The organism is Pseudomonas sp. HMSC067G02 (assembly GCF_001813485.1).
GTDB lineage: Bacteria > Pseudomonadota > Gammaproteobacteria > Pseudomonadales > Pseudomonadaceae > Pseudomonas > Pseudomonas aeruginosa.
Genome location: NZ_KV812652.1, coordinates 1 through 17,665 on the forward strand (window position 1 = coordinate 1; position 17,665 = coordinate 17,665).

15 protein-coding genes are annotated in these 17,665 nt (G+C 68.5%); 8 read left to right on the top strand and 7 right to left on the bottom strand.

Annotated elements, in window-relative coordinates:
- Nucleotides 1-169: 169 nt before the first annotated feature.
- From HMPREF2914_RS09685 to HMPREF2914_RS09705, 5 genes are read right to left on the bottom strand one after another with little or no spacing between them, the layout of a single operon-like run.
- Nucleotides 170-934 carry an ABC transporter permease gene (locus HMPREF2914_RS09685; RefSeq protein ID WP_023091773.1) on the bottom strand — a complete coding sequence of 255 codons (765 nt, stop codon included), beginning with the start codon at nucleotides 932-934 and terminating at the stop codon, nucleotides 170-172.
- Nucleotides 931-2,130 (bottom strand): ABC transporter substrate-binding protein, encoded by a 1,200-nt coding sequence (locus tag HMPREF2914_RS09690; RefSeq protein WP_003107732.1) that lies wholly within the window; start codon nucleotides 2,128-2,130, stop codon nucleotides 931-933. Before HMPREF2914_RS09690 ends, HMPREF2914_RS09685 begins: the two co-directional genes overlap by 4 nt.
- Nucleotides 2,096-2,932, bottom strand: a complete 837-nt coding sequence (locus HMPREF2914_RS09695; protein WP_023091772.1) for an ABC transporter ATP-binding protein — start codon at nucleotides 2,930-2,932, stop codon at nucleotides 2,096-2,098. Before HMPREF2914_RS09695 ends, HMPREF2914_RS09690 begins: the two co-directional genes overlap by 35 nt.
- Nucleotides 2,929-3,996 carry an acyl-CoA dehydrogenase family protein gene (locus HMPREF2914_RS09700; protein WP_003117847.1) on the bottom strand — a complete coding sequence of 356 codons (1,068 nt, stop codon included), beginning with the start codon at nucleotides 3,994-3,996 and terminating at the stop codon, nucleotides 2,929-2,931. Before HMPREF2914_RS09700 ends, HMPREF2914_RS09695 begins: the two co-directional genes overlap by 4 nt.
- Before the next feature lie 49 nt (nucleotides 3,997-4,045).
- On the bottom strand, nucleotides 4,046-4,606 hold the full coding sequence (locus HMPREF2914_RS09705; RefSeq protein WP_003089433.1) for a carboxymuconolactone decarboxylase family protein: 561 nt from the start codon (nucleotides 4,604-4,606) through the stop codon (nucleotides 4,046-4,048).
- A 104-nt stretch (nucleotides 4,607-4,710) separates the two neighbouring features.
- Between HMPREF2914_RS09705 and HMPREF2914_RS09710 the strand changes: the two genes are divergently transcribed.
- On the top strand, nucleotides 4,711-5,616 hold the full coding sequence (locus HMPREF2914_RS09710) for an AraC family transcriptional regulator (protein ID WP_003089436.1): 906 nt from the start codon (nucleotides 4,711-4,713) through the stop codon (nucleotides 5,614-5,616).
- On the opposite strand, the gene HMPREF2914_RS09715 is transcribed toward HMPREF2914_RS09710, so the two are convergent.
- Both HMPREF2914_RS09715 and HMPREF2914_RS09720 read right to left on the bottom strand, forming a co-directional pair.
- Entirely contained in the window at nucleotides 5,617-7,233 is a 1,617-nt protein-coding gene (locus HMPREF2914_RS09715; protein ID WP_003117848.1) for an alkaline phosphatase family protein, read from the bottom strand.
- A gap of 96 nt (nucleotides 7,234-7,329) precedes the next feature.
- Entirely contained in the window at nucleotides 7,330-8,241 is a 912-nt protein-coding gene (locus HMPREF2914_RS09720; protein WP_003105356.1) for a LysR family transcriptional regulator, read from the bottom strand.
- Nucleotides 8,242-8,390: 149 nt separating this feature from the next.
- On the opposite strand from HMPREF2914_RS09720, the gene HMPREF2914_RS09725 reads away from it, so the two are divergent.
- The 7 genes from HMPREF2914_RS09725 to HMPREF2914_RS09755 all read left to right on the top strand — a co-directional run bounded on the left by HMPREF2914_RS09725 (nucleotide 8,391) and on the right by HMPREF2914_RS09755 (nucleotide 17,652).
- The gene (locus HMPREF2914_RS09725; RefSeq protein ID WP_003117849.1) at nucleotides 8,391-10,760 is read left to right on the top strand and encodes a TonB-dependent receptor; all 2,370 of its coding nucleotides are present in this window, start codon (nucleotides 8,391-8,393) and stop codon (nucleotides 10,758-10,760) included.
- Between the two features lie 22 nt (nucleotides 10,761-10,782).
- Nucleotides 10,783-12,123: an aryl-sulfate sulfotransferase gene (locus HMPREF2914_RS09730; protein ID WP_023091771.1), complete on the top strand. Its 1,341-nt coding sequence runs from the start codon at nucleotides 10,783-10,785 to the stop codon at nucleotides 12,121-12,123.
- 151 nt (nucleotides 12,124-12,274) lie between these two features.
- The gene (locus HMPREF2914_RS09735) at nucleotides 12,275-13,180 is read left to right on the top strand and encodes an AraC family transcriptional regulator (protein ID WP_023091770.1); all 906 of its coding nucleotides are present in this window, start codon (nucleotides 12,275-12,277) and stop codon (nucleotides 13,178-13,180) included.
- A 157-nt stretch (nucleotides 13,181-13,337) separates the two neighbouring features.
- Nucleotides 13,338-14,648, top strand: a complete 1,311-nt coding sequence (locus HMPREF2914_RS09740; RefSeq protein WP_003105362.1) for an ABC transporter substrate-binding protein — start codon at nucleotides 13,338-13,340, stop codon at nucleotides 14,646-14,648.
- Nucleotides 14,649-14,723: 75 nt separating this feature from the next.
- Nucleotides 14,724-15,656 (top strand): carbohydrate ABC transporter permease, encoded by a 933-nt coding sequence (locus tag HMPREF2914_RS09745; RefSeq protein WP_003105364.1) that lies wholly within the window; start codon nucleotides 14,724-14,726, stop codon nucleotides 15,654-15,656.
- A gap of 10 nt (nucleotides 15,657-15,666) precedes the next feature.
- Nucleotides 15,667-16,500 (top strand): carbohydrate ABC transporter permease, encoded by an 834-nt coding sequence (locus tag HMPREF2914_RS09750; RefSeq protein ID WP_003105365.1) that lies wholly within the window; start codon nucleotides 15,667-15,669, stop codon nucleotides 16,498-16,500.
- A gap of 39 nt (nucleotides 16,501-16,539) precedes the next feature.
- A complete protein-coding gene (locus tag HMPREF2914_RS09755; protein ID WP_003115000.1) occupies nucleotides 16,540-17,652 on the top strand; it encodes an ABC transporter ATP-binding protein in 1,113 nt (370 codons plus the stop codon).
- The last annotated feature ends 13 nt before the right edge of the window (nucleotides 17,653-17,665 follow it).

The window sequence follows — 17,665 nt, forward strand, 5'->3', positions numbered from 1 at the left end:
ACCTCTCCATTACCCGTAGGGCGAATAGCGCCCCAGCGCTATCCGCCAGCGCACTGGAACCCCGCCCGGCGGATAGCCGCGAGCGGCTATTCGCCCTACCCGAACCTCTCCATTACCCGTAGGGCGAATAGCGCCCCGGCGCTATCCGCCAGCGCACCGGTACCTCGTCCTACCCGAGCGCTCCGTGCGCCCAGCGCCGGTAGAGTCCGCGCGCCGCGGCGTCGAGCAGGTAGCCGAGCAGGCCGATCAGCAGCACCATCGCCATCAGCTCGGAGTACGCCAGGCGATCGCGGGTGTCGAGGATGTAGTAGCCGAGCCCGGCGCTGACGCCGAGCATCTCGCAGGGCACCAGGACGATCCAGAGGATGCCGATGGCCAGGCGCACGCCGGTCAGCACATGGCCGAGGATGCCCGGCAGGATCACCCGGCGCAGGGTTTCCCAGGGCGTGGCGGCGAGGCTGCGGCTCAGTTGCAGCCAGCGCGAGTCGAGCTGGCGCACGCCGGCGGCGGTATTCAGCAGGATCGGCCAGAGCGCGGCGAAGGCCAGCAGGAAATAGATCGGCTGGTCGCCCACGCCCATCAGCATCACCGCGATGGGCATCCACGACAGCGGCGAGATCATCCGCAGGAACTGGAACGCCGGAGTGGTCGCCGCTTCCAGGTTGCGCGAGGCGCCCACCAGCAGCCCCAGCGGCACTCCCACCAGCAGCGCCAGGAACAAGCCCAGCAGGACCCGTTTCAGGCTCACCAGCACGTGCTCGTAGAGTTCGCGGCGTTCCAGCAGTTCACCCAGGCTGAGCAACGTCGCCTGCGGCGAGAAGCGTGCCGAAAGGCCGTCGGCGGCGCCGAACAGGGCCACGCCGAGCCACCACAGGGCGAACAGCGCCAGCAGCCCGGCAACGCCCAGCGCGCCCTGGCGCAGGGTCTGCCTCACGGGCTGATCTCCTCGCTGCGCTGGAAGCCCTCGGCGAGGCCGAACGCCTGCAACCCGCCGACCTCTGCCAGGGCCTGGCGGACGAAGCGGTCGTCCACCAGGTCACTGGCCACCTGGCGCGGATCGAGGCTGGCGAGGAAGGCATTATTGCCTTCGATCAGGGTGTCCTTCAGCCGCCGCACCAGTTCCTCGGTGTAGCTCGGATAGGGATAGGGCTGGAAGTCGATGCGCCGCTCCTGCCAGTCGGCGTGGCGGATCGCGCCGCTGGCGAGATAGGCCTGCTGCTCCTCGGCGCCCGGCGCCAGCACCCGGCCAAGGACCTCCGGCGCGTGCGGCGTGTAGCGGTTGGCTCCGGCCTTGGACAGCAACTGTGCGGCCTCGGCGCGGTGCTCGCGAGTCCATAGCTGGGCCTTGACGATGGCGTTGACCACCTTTTGCGACCACTGCGGCCGCCGCTCCAGGTCGTGTTCGTGCATGAACACCACGCAGCAGGCGTGGTTGCGCCAGACATCGCCGGTGAAGCGCTGTACCCGGCCGACCTTGAGGTTCTCCGCCAGGGCATTGAACGGCTCGGCGACGATGTAGCCGTGGATGCGCTTGCTGGCCAGCGCCGGCGGCATGTCCGAAGGCGGCAGCACCACCAGGTTGACCTCGTCGGCGGCCAGCGCCGCGCCCACCGCACGGCTCACCGCGCGCAGGCCGTTGTCGCGCAGCAGTTGCTGCAACACCACGTTGTGGATCGAGTACCAGAACGGGATCGCCACGCTCTTGCCGCCGAGCTGGCGCACGTCGGCGATCTCCGGAGCCACCGTGAGCCCCGAGCCGCCGACGTGGTTCCAGGCCACCACCTTGGCCGGCACCTTGCTGCCGTAGCGGGCCCAGACGGTCATCGGCGACAGCAGGTGGATGACGTTGACCTGGCCGGAGATGAACGCCTCGATCACCTGCGCCCAGCTACGCAACAGCACCGGCCGTTCGGCCTGGATGCCCTCGGCCTCGAACAGGCCGTTGGCATGGGCCACCAGCAAGGGCGTGGCGTCGGTGATCGGCAGGTAGCCGATGCGCACCGGCGCGTCGGGTTCGGCGGCGGCGCGCGCCTGCAGGCTGCTCAGCAGCGGCAACGCGCCGGCGGCGCTGAGCAGCGCGGCGAGCTTGAGGATGTCACGTCGGGAATGGGTCGGGTCGTCCAGGCACATGGGAGGCCTCCGGCTGAGCGATGGGATGGGCATGGGTGCGGCTCGCCCGCCGTAGGGTTTTCAGGATCTCGATGCGCAACGCGCCCAGTTCCTCGACCAGCTCCGCGCGTGGCTGCGGCAGGTCGATGCGCCACTCGCCGAGGGTCCGCGCCGGGCTGTCACCCAGTAGCAGGATGCGTTCGGAGAGCAGCAGGGCCTCGTCGATATCGTGGGTGATCAGGACCACGGCGGTGCCGCGCTCGTGGATCGCCCGCAGCAGCAGCTGCTGCATGTCGGCGCGGGTCACTTCGTCCAGCGCACCGAAAGGTTCGTCGAGCAGCAGCACCTTCGGCTGCCGCGCCAGGCAGCGGGCCAGCGCGGTGCGCTGGGCCATGCCGCCGGAGAGTTGCGCCGGGTAGCGGGCACGGGCGTGCTCCAGGCCGACCGCGGCGATCGCCTGGTCGACGCGGGCCTGGCGGGTGGCCGCGTCGAGGTGCGGCTGGCGGGCGAAATCGAGGCCGAAGGCGACGTTCTTCCCCAGGTTCAGCCAAGGCAACAGGCTGGGGTCCTGGAACGCCACCGCGACGCCCGGATGCGGGCCGCGCAGGGGCTCGCCGAGTACCCGCACGCTGCCGGCGGCCGGCTCCTGCAGGCCAGCCAGCACGCGCAGCAGGCTGGACTTGCCGACCCCGCTGGGACCGAGGATCGAGACCACCTCGCCGGCGCCCAGGCGCAGGTCGAAATCGCCGAGCACCGCCTGCCAGCCGGCACCGCGCGGATAGCCGAGGGCGATCCCGCGAGCGTCGAGGAGCGCCTCGCTCATGCCTTGGCCTCGGCCTGGCGTTGCAGTTCGGCGCGCAGTTGCACCAGGCTCGGCGTAACGATCGGGACGAACGCCGACTCGCGCCAGCGGCGGGCAAAACCGGCGCCGTGCTCGCTCAGGTAGGCCTTGCCGCCGCTGGCCTGCAACTCCAGTTGCACGGCATTGGCGGCGGCTTCGGCGAGCCCGATGCGGATGCGGAACAGGCGTGCCGGCTGACTGGCGAACTCGCCGCTGGCCAGTCCGGCGTGCAGCGCCGCCACGTGTCCGTCGAGGGTTTCGCGCTGTGCCGCCAGCTCGCCATCCAGCAGCGAACGACTGCCGCCCAGGTGCCGCTGCACTTCGTCCAGTGCGCGGCGCGCCAGGCCGATGGCCATGCCGCATTGCAGGCCGAGGAAGGCCGGGCGCACCCGTGGCAGGAACTGCCGGGCGTCGTCGTGCAACAGCCAGTCGCGCCCGACCGCCACCGCGCGCAGATCGAGGGCGGCGGTGTTGCTGCATTGCAGGCCGAGCAGGCGCAGGTCCGCCGAGCGCTGCAAGCCGGCGAGTCCTTCGGGAATCGCCAGGACGAAGGGCTTGCCGCCCTCCCCGTGTTCGATCGCCGCCGCCACCACGAAATCGCCGCTGCGCAGATTGGTCACCCACGGCAGGCGACCGTCCAGGCGCCAGCCGGCCTCCTCCGCGTGCGCCACCACCTGCAGCGCCTCGATCCCGGAAAGGAACTTCATCGCGTTGGACAGCCCGGTGGCGCCGGCCAGGCGGCCGGCCAGCAGGTCGCCGAGCAGGCGTTGGCGCAGTTCCTGGTTGGGACTCTGCAACAGGTACTCGATGAAGGCGCGCTGGCCCCAGAAGACGAACGCCGCGGTCAGCGAGCGCGCCGCCACTGCGGCCACCCGCTCCACCGCGTCGGCGAGCGTGCCGCCGGCGCCGCCGAGGCGTTCCTCCACCGCCACGCCGAGCACGCCGGCTGCGGCCAGGCGCGGCAGCAGCGCGGCGGGATCGGCGTCGCCGCGGTCGAGGGCGTCGGCCTGGCGGTCGAGCCAGTCGCTCAGGGTCGGGTCAAGCATGGTCGTCACTCCTTGCGCCGGCGCGGCATGCCGCCCGGCAAGCGCAGGCTCAGGCCTGCGGGTTGGTCCAGCGATATTGCTCCAGCTCGGCATTGAGCGGCGTGCGGGCGAACACGTTGGCGAAGTTGCAGAGCGTCGCCAGGCTCACCCCGAGGATCACTTCCAGGGCCTGGGCCTGGTCGAAACCGGCGGCGCGGAAGGCTTCGAACTGCTCGTCGGTGACCGCACCGCGGCTGGCGATCACCGCGCGGGTGAAGTCGGCCAGGGCTTCGTAGCGGGCATCGGGCAGTTCGCCGCGGGCGCGCAGGGCCTCGATCACCGGCTCCGGCAGGCGCGCCTTGTTGCGCGCCACCGCGGTGTGCCCGGCAACGCAGAAGTCGCAGCCATGGGTGGTGGCCGCCACCAGTTGCACCACTTCCCGCTCGGGCAGGCCGAGGCTGGCCTTGGCGTTCAGCCCGGACACGGTGAGGTAGGTTTCCAGGGCGGCCGGCGCATTGGCCAGCACGCCGAGCAGATTCGGGATATAACCCGAGTTGTTCAGCGCGGTCTGGAGGAACGGACGCGCCGCCTCGGGGGCGTTTTCCAGGGTGAGCACGGGAACGCGTGACATGCTTTCGACTCCGGTGGTTGAGGTGTCGAAGAAGTCTCTTGGTAATAAGAAATCCATTCAATATTCTAAAGTCGCTATCACTTGCTCTTGAGTCTTTCCCTTAGATGAATTCGTCCAACCCCCTTGTCGATTGGTTATTAGACAGCCTCGAAGTCGACACCAGCCTGTTCCATGTCGGTCGCTACTGCGGCGGCTGGCATGCCTCCACCCACGGTCTGGCGCGTGCCAGCTTCCACCTGGTGGTGCAGGGACACTGCTGGGCGCACGTCGCCGGAAGCGCCCGGGGCTGGCGACTGGACAGCGGCGACGCGCTGTTCTTCCTGCGCGACGTCGAGTTCCGCCTGTCCAGCGAGGCCACCGCCGAGGCCGCGCGCTGCCAGCCGCGTGGCGAAATGCAGGCGCTGGAGTGGAACGCGGCGGACGGTGCCGGCCTGGTCTGCGGGTTCTTCCACTTCCATTCGGGATTGTCCGGGCTGATCGTCGACGCCCTGCCCGACTGGCTGATCCTGCGCGCCGGCGATCCGGCGCTGGACGCGGCGCGACGCCTGTTCGCCCTGATCGTCGACGAGTGCCGCCGCCAGCCGGCGCCGTCGCCGGTTCTGCTGGAGCGCCTCAGCCACCTGCTGTTCCTCTACGTGTTGCGCCAGCAGGTGCTCGACAACCCGACCCTCGGCGGCCTGGTGGCACTGGCACGCCAGCCGCAGTTCGCCGGCCTGCTGGAAGCGCTGATCGAGGCACCCGAACAGCCCTGGAGCCTGGAACAGATGGCCGAACGCACCGGACTCTCGCGCTCGGCCTTCTTCAAGCGCTTCAACGAACTCAGCGGTCAGTCGCCGGGGCAGGTCCTGCTGGCCCTGCGCATGCACCGCGCCTGCGCCCTGCTGCGCGCCGACGCCAGCGTCGCCGAGGTCGCGGCGGCGGTCGGCTACCAGTCCACCGCCGCCTTCACCCGTGCCTTCCACAAGGCCACCGGACAGCAGCCGGGGGCCTATCGCAAGGCCAGCCGCTGATCACCAGAGACCGATCGGTACCAGGCGCCCGCCTTCCGGCTCGCCGTAGCGGAACGCCTGGCCGCGCAGGTCGATCTCCGCGTTGCTGATGGTAGTCCGCCGCTTCAGCCCGCGCAGCCAGTCGAACAGCATCCCGGCATGGGCCTCGCGCACCGCCGCATGCGCCGGGTCGGCGCCGAGGTCGCGCAATTCGCCGGGGTCGCTGGCAAGGTCGAACAGTTGGGCGCGGAAGCCGTCGTAGGCGATGTACTTCCAGCGCTCGCTGCGCACCATGTACATGCGGCAAGCATCGATGGGTCGGCCCAGGCGCTCCCGCGCCGGCGCCTGGAAGGCGTAGTCGTACTCGGCGATGGCGTAGCGGCGCCAGTCCGCCGGCGGCGCGCCATGGACGAAGGGCAGCAGCGAACGGCCCTCGATGCGATGGCTGGCGGGCTCGACGGCGAAGGCTTCGAGAATGCTCGGCAGTACGTCGATGGACTGCACCAGCGCCTCCTCCACCCGGCCGCGGGTGGCGTCCGCCTCGGGGCGCGGATCGCGGATCAGCAACGGCACGCCCACCGCCGACTCGAGGAGGAACTCCTTCTCGCCCAGGCCGTGGTCGCCGAGGAAATCGCCATGGTCACTGGTGAAGACGATCAGGGTATCGTCCCAGCGCCCGCTGGCGCGCATATGCTGGAAGAGCCGGCCGAGCTGGTCGTCGACCTGGCGGATCAGCCCCATGTAGGTAGGTATCACCTGCCGGCGCACGTCTTCGCGGGAGAAATTGAGGCTCTCGCGATGTTCGCGGAAGGCGCGGTACACCGGGTGGTCGCTTTCTTCGCCGGGCGCCGCGCGTAGCGCCGGGAGCACCTGGTCGGCGCGGTACAGCGCGTGGTACGGCGCCGGCGCGATGTAGGGCCAGTGCGGCTTGATGTAGGACAGGTGCAGGCACCAGGGACGCTCGCCCTGCTCGTCGATGAAATCCATGGCGCGACGGGTGGTATAGGCGGTCTCGCTGTGCGCCTCCGGCAAGCGTGTCGGCAATCCGGCATGGCGCATCCGCCAGCCGCTGAGGATTTCCCCGTCGGCGCCGGCGGCGGCGTTGGCCCAGTCGTGCCAGGGGTTGTCGCCGGTGAAGCCGAGGCGCCGCAGGTAGTGGGTGTAGGGCGCGCTTTCGCGCTTGTCGGCGAAGGCCGGGTCATCCGGGTAGACCCCGTCATTGCGGTCGTAGGGCTCGAAGCCGGCTTCGGCGAGGGCCGCGCCGCGCGCGCTGGCCGGATCGATGCCGAACCGCCGCATGCCTTCCAGGTTGGCCGTGGCGTGGGTCTTGCCGACCAGCGCGGTGCGGACTCCCGCGGCGCGCAGGTAGTCGCCCAGGGTCAGCTCCTCCAGCGGCAGCGGCACCGCGTTCCAGGCCACCTGGTGGCTGCTGACGTAGCGCCCGGTGTACGAGGACATCCGCGACGGCCCGCAGATGGTGCCCTGGGTATAGGCACGGGCGAAGCGCACGCCCTCCGCGGCCAGGCGGTCGATGTTCGGCGTGTGCAGATAGGGATGGCCGTAGCAGGACAGGTAATCGCGACGCAGTTGGTCGCACATGATGTAGAGGACGTTGCGGATCGGCTTGGGCTGGCTCATGACGGCTCGCGAAAAGGAAACGACGCTTCATTTCGCGGTCCGCCGCGTCCGGCGGCAAGCGCATTCGGAACATAGTTGGCATGCGTGCGACGCAATTCAGGTGGCGTCGTCGACCCGCTTCAGTTCGTCGATCATCGCCTCCGCCAGCGGCGACAGGCTGTAGCCGGCGCGGCTGACGATGCCGTAGCGGGTATGCAGTTCGTCGAGGTCGTCGGGCAGCTCGCGCACCCGCAGCGGACGCAGGCCTCCCTGTCCCGGCGGCGCCAGGTCGCCGAGGCCGCTGCTGATGCCGATGGCATCCGAGGCGAGAACCACGCCGAGCAGGCTATGGCCGTTCTCGCACTCGATGGCCGGGCGGAAGTCGGGACGCCCGCTGAGGTCCACCAGCACCTTGCGGATGTTCGGCGGGCTGATGTTGGTCGCCAGCGGGAAGCTCAGCAGCTCCTCGGCGGAAACGCTCTCGCGCGCGGCCAGTGGATGCCCCTCGCGGCAGCAGAAATGCCAGCGCCGGGGACGCAGGCGCGAGGTCCGGTATTGCGGGTCGGCCTCGAAATGCCGGGTGTCGGCGACGAAGAACTCGAACTCCTCGGCCTGCAGGCGGCGGTTCAGCGCCTGCCAGTGTTCGACCTGGAAACTCACCCGCGCCTTCGGATAACGCACGTTGAAGCGCCCCACCGCACGCGGCACCAGCCAGGTGGCGGGAGCCGGCCCGGCGCCGAAGCGCAGTTCGCCGGCCTCCAGGCCGTTGAACAGGGCGATCTCGTTGGCCAGGTTGTGCGCGCCGCTGACCAGCCGGCGCGCATGTTCGAGGACGATCAGGCCCTGCTTGGTCGGACGCAGGTCCTTGGCCGCGCGGTCCACCAGGCGGCAGCCAGCGCTGTGTTCGAGCGCCTGGATGCTGCGGCTGAAGGCCGATTGCGAAAGGTTAACCGCCAGCGCCGCGGCGACGAAGCTGCGGTGCTCGTGAAGGGCGATGAAGTGGCGGAGCTGGCGGAGATCGATATGCATTTTCTACATGGAAAATATCGGGCGAATGCAATTGCCGGGGACGGCGTGGGCTTTTTATAAAGGCAATCTCTTATTCCGTAAAAGCAATATAAAACATAAATAAATAACCATACGGAATTAGCAGTCACCCCTTCATCCAGGACCCACACATGAATCGCCGACCCGCGTACCGCTCCATCCCGTCGTCCCGCAGCGCACCGTTCCGCCGTCGCCTGCTGCCCCTGTCGATCTGCCTGGCCTGCGCCGGAGGGGCGCAACTGGCCGGCGCCGACGACACCCCCGCGGGCACCGAAGAGGCGCGCCAGGCGCAGCCGGCCACCACCCTGCAGACCGTCACGGTGACCTCGCGGCGACGGGTGGAAAACTCCCAGGATGTGCCCACCGCGATGAGCGTGCTCGGCGGCGAAACCCTGGAGAGCCAGCGCATCTACCGGGTGCAGGACCTGCAGCAACTGGTGCCGAGCACCAACGTCGCCTACGTCCACGCGCGCCAGTCCAGCGTGTCGATCCGCGGCCTCGGCAACAACCCGGCCAGCGACGGCCTGGAAGGCAGCGTCGGGCTGTACCTCGACAACGTCTACCTCGGCCGCCCCGGCATGGCCTCGTTCGACCTTCTCGACATCGAGCAGCTGGAGGTCTTGCGCGGCCCGCAGGGCACCCTGTTCGGCAAGAACACCACGGCCGGGGTGATCAACATCGGCACCCGTGCGCCGAGCTTCACTCCGGAGCGCAGCGTTGAGATATCCGGCGGCGAGGACGGCTACTTCCAGGCCAGGGGCACGATTTCCGGACCGCTCGGCGAGACCCTCGCCGGGCGCCTGTCGGCCTACCGCACCCGCGACGACGGCTACGTGAAGAACCTCCACGACGGCAACACCCTCAACGGCGGCGCACGCCAGGGTTTCCGCGGGCAGTTGCTGTTCAAGCCGAACGACGACTTCAGCCTGCGCTGGATCGGCGACTACAACGAGGAAGACTCCGACAATGGTGTCCTTACCCTGTTCAGCAGCGGCCCCACGGTGAACGGCGTGAACCGCTACGAACAGCGCGCCGCCGCGGCCGGCGCGACGCTGGTGGATGGCCATCGGCGCAAGGTCAACTTCGACTCGGACCAGCAGGTCACGGTGTTCCAGGGCGGAACCTCGGTGGAAGCCAACTGGAAGCTGGCCAACGACTTCACCCTCACTTCCATCAGCGCCTACCGCTGGTGGGATTTCACGCCGCGCAACGACGACGGCCTGGACGTACCGGCGGCCTATAACGCCGGAGTCTCGGTGCGCGACAAGCAGTGGTCGCAGGAAATCCGCCTGGCTTCGCCCAGCGGCGGCTTCTTCGACTACGTGCTCGGCGCCTACTACTTCGGCCAGGACCTCGACAACAAGTCCTTCACCGACTACGGGCCCAGGGCAGACATCTGGAACGGAACCCCCGCCGGCGCCCTGAGCGACGTCAGCACCCGCGGTCGCGGGCACATCGACACCGACAGCTACGCGCTGTTCGCCCAGGGCACCTGGCACCTAACCGAGCGCCTGGACCTAACCGCCGGCGTGCGCGGCACCTACGAGGAAAAGTCCGCCTGGGTCGAACGCTACGCTCCGCTCGGCGGCGCCGCGGTGAGCGGCGCGGCGGCGGCCGCGCGCAACGGCAGGGTCGGCGCCTACGACAGCGGCGACATCGGCCTGCACAGCGTCAGTCCGTCCGCTCTGCTCAGCCTCAGCTACCGCTTCAGCGACCAGGTTCTGGGCTACGCCTCGCTGTCCCACGGCGAGAAATCCGGCGGCGTCAACCTGACCGTGGCCAGCGCTCCCAGCGCCGGTGCCGACTCGCTGCTGATTGGCACCGAGCGCGCCAACGATGCCGAGCTGGGGTTGAAGACCACCCTCCTCGACAACCGCCTGATCCTCAACGGCAACCTGTTCTGGACCGTGGTCCACGGCTACCAGGCCAATGCCTACGACGAGGCCAACCGCACCCAGTACCTGACCAATGCCGGCGATGTGCGCTCGCGCGGCCTGGAGTTCGAAGCGACGGCCCTGCCGATCCGCGGCCTGACCCTGAATTTCAATGCGTCCTACAACGACGTTCGCTACCTGTCCTACAAGAACGCCCCGTGCGCCCCCGAGGTGGCCTTCCAGACCGGCGCCCCGGCGTCCTGCGACCTCAGCGGGCACCAGGTGGTCGGTGCCTCGAAGTACATCGCCAACCTCAATGGCGAGTATCGCTGGAAGCTCGACGATGGCCTGGAGCCCTACCTCACCGCCAGCTACGCGTTCCGCTCCAGGGCGGTGGGCACCATCGACGATTCCGCATACGGACAGATCCCCAGCTACGCCCTGGTCAACGCCTCCGCCGGCCTGCGCGGCGACTACGGGGACGGCCAGTGGGACCTGTCCCTGTGGCTGAAGAACGCTTTCGACAAGACCTACTTCACCAGCCTCTGGAATTCCGCCAACGGCGGCTACGCCGGCGTGCTCGGCACGCCGCGCACCCTGGGCGTGACCGCCCGCTACGACTTCTGAACCGATCGCCGAGGAACCCGCCATGCCCAGATTCCCGATGCTCCTGCTCAGCGCCGCGCTGCTCGCCGCCGGCGCCCATGCCGCGCCCAGCGTCTACCCCACCGGAGTGACCCGCTACGACCCGCAGAAGGCCTTCAACCAGTACGTGATCTTCAGCGGCGCAGACCGTAAGACCCACCTGATCGACATGAACGGCAACGAGGTGAAGCGCTGGGACTACCCCGGCTTCCCCGCCGCCGTGATCGACCCGGCCCTGAACGGCGGCAAGCGCGGCCATGTGCTGCTGCAACTGGCCGACCTGGCCGCTCCGGACAAGCTGGCCTCGCCCGGCAACGGCCTGGCCAACCAGGCCCTCGGCGAGCTGGACTGGGATGGCAAGGAGGTCTGGCGCTGGGGTGACCAGGCGCCGGGCGGCGCCGCCCATCAGCACCACGACCAGCGCCGGCTGGCCAACGGCAACACCCTGCTGCTGGCGAACAAGGTCCACGCGGTGAAGGGCTTCGCCGTGCCCCGGGTAATCGATGACGTGATCTACGAGGTCACGCCGCAGGGCAAGCTGGCCTGGAGCTGGACCGCTTCGGAGCATCTCGACGAATTCGGATTCACCGCCGACCAGTTGAAGCGGGTGCGGGCCAGCGAGAACCCCGACTACCTGCACATCAACAACCTCGCCCCGCTCGGCGAGAACCGCTGGCACGCTGCCGGCGACCAGCGCTTCGCCCCGGACAACCTGCTGCTCGACTCACGCAACGCCAACTTCATAGCGATCGTCGACAAGGCCAGCGGCAAGGTGGTCTGGCGCCTCGGCCCGAACCTTCCGCCGATCGACCCGAAGAGCGCCCGTAAGCTGCCGCGCCCGGTGGACCAGATCAGTGGCCAGCACGACGCCCACCTCATTCCCGAGGGCCTGCCGGGCGCCGGCAACCTGCTGGTGTTCGACAACCAGGGTGACGCCGGTTACCCCTCGGTACCGCGCGGGCTGGTCTCCGGTTCGCGGGTACTGGAAATCGACCCGCTGAAGAAGCAGATCGTCTGGCAATACACTGCCGAGGACTCGCAGCAGCCCGGCTGGGCCTTCTACAGCGCCTTCATCAGCAGCGCGCGGCGCCTGCCCAACGGCAATACGCTGATCGACGAAGGGCAGAACGGACGCTTCTTCCAGGTAACGCCCGGCGGCGAGATCGTCTGGGAGTACGTCAGCCCCTACTTCGGCAAGGCGCCGCGCGGCGACGCCCGGAGCAACTGGGTCTACCGCGCGCTGCCGGTGGCCTACGACTGGGTGCCCGAAGGTACGCCGCGCGAGGAGAAGGCGGTGAACCTGGCGGTTCCCGGCGCCACGCCGCAGGTCACGGCGCGGCGTTGAAGCGGATGGCGGCGGATAGAGCCACGGCCCGCTACCCGCCCCTGCGGCCACCCGGCGCCACGCAGGGGAGCGAGGCTCGCGGGTGGTCCCCTGCACAGCCCCGCCGCTTCGGGCTAGGATGTGCCTTCGTTCCCCCGGTCGGCCCGCGCCCATGCCCAGAGCCAGCAAAGTCACCGATCCGTCCTACGAGCTGATGGACGATCACGAAGGCCATTCGCTGATCTACCGCCAGCACGGCTTCCCCAGCCCGCTGGTGCGCTGGCACTTCCACAAGGAATACGAGCTGCACCTGATCGTCGCCAGCTCCGGCAAGGTATTCATCGGCGACTACATCGGCAACTTCGCCCCCGACACCCTGTTCCTCACCGGTCCCAACCTGCCGCACAACTGGATCAGCCAGGTTGAGCCCGACGAGGTGGTGGCCCGGCGCGACATGCTGGTGAACTTCACCGACGAGGTGCTGGAGGACGGCAGCGGCGTATTCTCCGAGCTGAACCGCCTGGCCCCGCTGCTGGCGCGGGCGCGCTACGGCATCGAGTTCCGCGACCCGGCGCTGATCAGCGAAAGCCGGCGACTGTTGCAACGCATCGCCGACAGCGGCGGCATGACCCGCCTGGGATACTTTTTTATCCTCATGGAACAGCTCGCCGAATGCGAGGACTACCAGTTGCTCTCTACCGTCACTTCCTCGCAACTGGCCGACGAGCACAACGTCGAACGGATCAACCGGGCGGTGGACTACATCTTCCAGCACTACGCCCAGGACCTCACCCAGGAGCAGGTCGCCGCCCACCTGGGCATGACCCCCACCTACTTCTCGCGCTTCTTCAAGCAGGCCGCCGGGCGCGGCTTCGTCGAGTTCGTCAACCGCCTGCGCATCAGCAAGTCCTGCGAGCTGCTGGCCCGCAGCGAGCTGCCGGTGACCGAGGTGTGCTTCGAGTCGGGCTTCAGCAACCTGTCCAATTTCAACCGGCGCTTCCAGCAGCTCAAGGGCATGACGCCCACCGGCTACCGGCGCCTGGTGACCCAGCGGCTGACCGAGCAGAACCTGCTCTGAGCCTCCAGCGCCCCACCCCGGCGGTGCAAAAAAGTATCGGTCGAAGTGCAGTCGAGGCTTTGTCGGTTGCGTGACGCGCCTGTGTAATCGGCAGCGAGCGACACAAAAACAATAATGTCTTCCGCGCCGCCCGCCGGCCCGGAAGAGGAGTTCACCGATGAACGACTCGATCAAGGCCTGCCTGGCCGCCGCCTGCCTTGCCCTGCCCCTGCTGGCCCAGGGCGCCGAGACCCTGACCATCGCCACGGTCAACAACAACGACATGATCCGCATGCAACGCCTGTCCAAGGTGTTCGAGGAAAGCCACCCGGACATCGCGCTGAAATGGGTGGTGCTCGAAGAGAACGTCCTGCGCCAGCGCCTGACCACCGACATCGCCACCCAGGGCGGACAGTTCGACCTGCTCACCATCGGCATGTACGAAGCCGCGCTTTGGGGCGCCAAGGGCTGGCTGGAGCCGATGAGCGGGCTGCCCGCCGACTACGCCCTGGACGACCTGTTGCCCTCGGTGCGCGACGGTCTCTCCGTCAAGGGCACGCTGTACGCCCTGCCGTTCTACGCCGAAGCCTCGATCACCTACTACCGCAAGGACCTGTTCCAGCAGGCCGGGCTGCGGATGCCCGAGCAACCGACCTGGACCCAGCTCGGCGAATTCGCCGCCAGGCTCAACCGCCCGGACCAGGGCCAGTACGGCATCTGCCTGCGCGGCAAGGCCGGCTGGGGCGAGAACATGGCGTTGATCGGCACCCTGGCCAACGCCTTCGGCGCACGCTGGTTCGACGAGCGATGGCAGCCCGAATTCAGCGGCGGCGAATGGAAGAAGGCTCTCGACTTCTATGTCTCCACCCTCAAGCGGTACGGCCCGCCCGGCGCTTCCAGCAACGGATTCAACGAGAACCTGGCGCTGTTCAACAGCGGCAAGTGCGCGATCTGGGTGGACGCCAGCGTCGCCGGTTCGTTCGTCACCGACAAGAGCCAGAGCAAGGTCGCCGACGCCACCGGCTTCGCCTTCGCCCCCCGGGAAGTCACCGACAAGGGCGCCTCCTGGCTGTATTCCTGGGCCCTGGCGATTCCCGCCAGCTCGCGCGCCAAGGACGCGGCGAAGGCCTTCGCCACCTGGGCCACCTCGCAGGCGTACGGCAAGCTGGTGGCGGACAGGGAAGGCGTAGCCAACGTGCCGCCCGGCACCCGCGCCTCGACCTACAGCGAGGCCTACCTGGCCGCCGCGCCGTTCGCGCGGGTCACCCTGGAATCGCTGAAGCGCGTCGATCCCAACCATCCGACGCTGAAGCCGGTGCCCTATGTCGGCATCCAGTTGGTCACCATCCCCGAGTTCCAGGCCATCGGCACCCAGGTCGGCAAGCTGTTCTCCGCCGCCCTCACCGGGCAGATGAGCAGCGACCAGGCGCTCGCCGCCGCGCAGCAGAGCACCGCCCGCGAGATGAAGCGCGCCGGCTATCCGAAGTAGTCCGCCGCCGGGCGCAGCCGCGCCCGGCGCGGCGCTGCTCGAGCGCTTGCCCTTGAAGATCCAGACGGAGTCGCCATGAACACCTCGGCCCTCGATACCCCGCTCCCGGCCCGTCCCGCCCGCCGCCGTCTCCAGCGCCGCCGGCGCGGCCCTGGCTGGCTCCTGGTCAGCCCCTCGGTGGCGCTGCTGCTGTTGTGGATGATCGTGCCCCTGGGCATGACCCTGTATTTCTCGCTGATCCGTTACAACCTGCTGTATCCCGGCGAGAATGCCTTCGTCGGCCTGGAGAACTTCACCTTCTTCGTCACCGACGCCGGCTTCCTGCCCGGCGCGCTGAACACCCTGCTGCTGGTGGGCAGCGTGCTGGCGATCAGCGTGGCGTTCGGCGTGCTCATCGCCGCGCTGCTGGAGGCCGGCGAGTTCTTCGGCCGCGGCGCGGTGCGGGTGTTGCTGATCTCGCCGTTCTTCATCATGCCGACGGTGAGCGCGCTGCTCTGGAAGAATCTGATCTTCCACCCGGTCTCGGGCATCCTCGCCGCCGTCTGGCGCCTGTTCGGCGCCGAGCCGGTGGATTGGCTGGCGCACTATCCGCTGCTGTCGATCATCCTCATCGTCTCCTGGCAATGGCTGCCCTTCGCCATCCTGATCCTGATGACCGCCATGCAGTCCCTCGACCAGGAGCAGAAGGAGGCTGCCCGCCTCGACGGCGCCGGTCCGCTGGCGATCTTCTGGCACCTGACCCTGCCGCACCTGGCGCGGCCCATCGCGGTGGTGCTGATGATCGAGACGATCTTCCTGCTCTCGGTGTTCGCCGAGATCTTCACCACCACCAGCGGCGGCCCCGGCTACGAATCGACCAACCTCGCCTACCTGATCTACAACCAGGCGCTGCTGCAGTTCGATGTCGGCATGGCCTCGGCCGGGGGCCTGATCGCGGTGCTGATCGCCAATATCGCCGCCATCGTGCTGGTGCGGATGATCGGCAAGAACCTTACCGAGCGCAGCTGAGGAACCCGCCATGCTGACACTCAAGCAATCCCGCCGCCTGCGCAATGCCCTGCTCGGCCTGCTCTGCTGGGGCATCGCCCTGCTGCTGTTCTTCCCGATCTTCTGGATGCTGCTGACCAGCTTCAAGAGCGAGATCGACGCCTTCGCCACGCCGCCGCAGTTCATCTTCCAGCCGACCCTGGAGAACTACCTGCACATCAACGAGCGCAGCGACTACTTCGCCTACGCCTGGAACTCGCTGCTGATCTCCTCCTCGGCGACTCTCCTGTGCATGCTCGTCGCGGTGCCGGCGGCCTACTCCATGGCCTTCTTCGAGACCCGCCACACCAAGCGCACGCTGCTCTGGATGCTGTCGACCAAGATGCTTCCGCCGGTCGGCGTACTGATGCCGATCTACCTGCTGGCCAAGCAGTTCGGCCTGCTCGATTCGCGGCTGGCGCTGATCATCGTCTACACCCTGATCAACCTGCCGATCGTGGTCTGGATGGTGTACACCTACTTCAAGGACATCCCCGTGGACATCCTCGAAGCAGCGCGCCTGGACGGCGCCGGCACCTGGCAGGAGATCGTCCGCGTACTGCTGCCGATCGCCCGCGGCGGGCTCGCCTCGACCCTGCTGCTGTCGCTGATCCTGTGTTGGAACGAGGCCTTCTGGTCGCTCAACCTGACCTCCTCGGCCGCCGCCCCGCTGACCGCCCTGGTCGCCTCCTATTCCAGCCCCGAAGGACTGTTCTGGGCCAAGCTCTCGGCCGTCTCCACCCTCGCCTGCGCGCCGATCCTGGTCTTCGGCTGGATCAGCCAGAAGCAGCTGGTACGCGGCCTTTCCTTCGGCGCCGTGAAATGAAGCGCATCCCCATCCTTTCGTCCACGGAGGTATTCCGCCATGGCTGATCTCAAGATCCGCAACCTGCAGAAAGGCTTCGACGGCCAGGCCATCATCAAGGGCATCGACCTCGACGTCCGCGACCGCGAGTTCGTAGTCTTCGTCGGCCCCTCCGGCTGCGGCAAGTCGACCCTGCTGCGCCTGATCGCCGGCCTCGAAGAGGCCAGCGGCGGCAGCATCGCCCTCGACGGCACGGACATCACCGACACCCCGCCGGCGAAACGCGACCTGGCGATGGTCTTCCAGACCTACGCGCTGTACCCGCACATGACGGTGCGCAGGAACCTCTCCTTCGCCCTCGACCTGGCCGGCGTCGACAAGCGCGAGGTCGCCGCCAAGGTCGACGCCGCCGCACGCATCCTCGAACTGCAAGCGCTGCTGGAGCGCAAGCCGCGCCAGCTCTCCGGCGGCCAACGGCAGCGGGTGGCGATCGGCCGGGCGATCGTGCGCAACCCGAAGATATTCCTCTTCGACGAACCGCTGTCCAACCTCGACGCCGCCCTGCGCGTGCAGATGCGCCTGGAACTGGCGCGGCTGCACCAGGAACTGGCGGCGACCATGATCTACGTGACCCACGACCAGGTCGAGGCGATGACCCTGGCGGACAAGGTCGTGGTGCTCAACGGCGGGCGCGTCGAGCAGGTCGGCTCGCCGCTGGAGCTTTACCACCATCCGGCCAACCTGTTCGTCGCCGGCTTCCTCGGCACGCCGAAGATGGGCTTCCTGCGCGGCCATCTCAGCCGCAACCAGGGCGAGCGCTGCGAGGTCGCCCTCGAATGCGGCGCGCGCGTCGGCCTGCCGCTATGCGCCGGCGAGCTGGCCACCGGCAGCCCGGTGACCCTCGGCATCCGCCCGGAACACCTGAACATCGCCCGCCCGGGCCATGCCTTCCAGGGCCTGCTGCGGGTCGCCGCCGACGTCAGCGAGCGCCTGGGCAGCGACAGCTTCTGCCATGTCCGCGCCGACTCGGGGGAAATGCTCACCCTGCGCGTGCGCGGCGATTTCGCACCGGACTACGGCGCCCCCCTGGAGCTGGGCTTCGATCCGGAGCACTGCCACCTGTTCGACAGCAACGGCCAGGCCCTCGACAAACGACTGCAACAGGCGGCCTGAAGCCGCCAGCGGG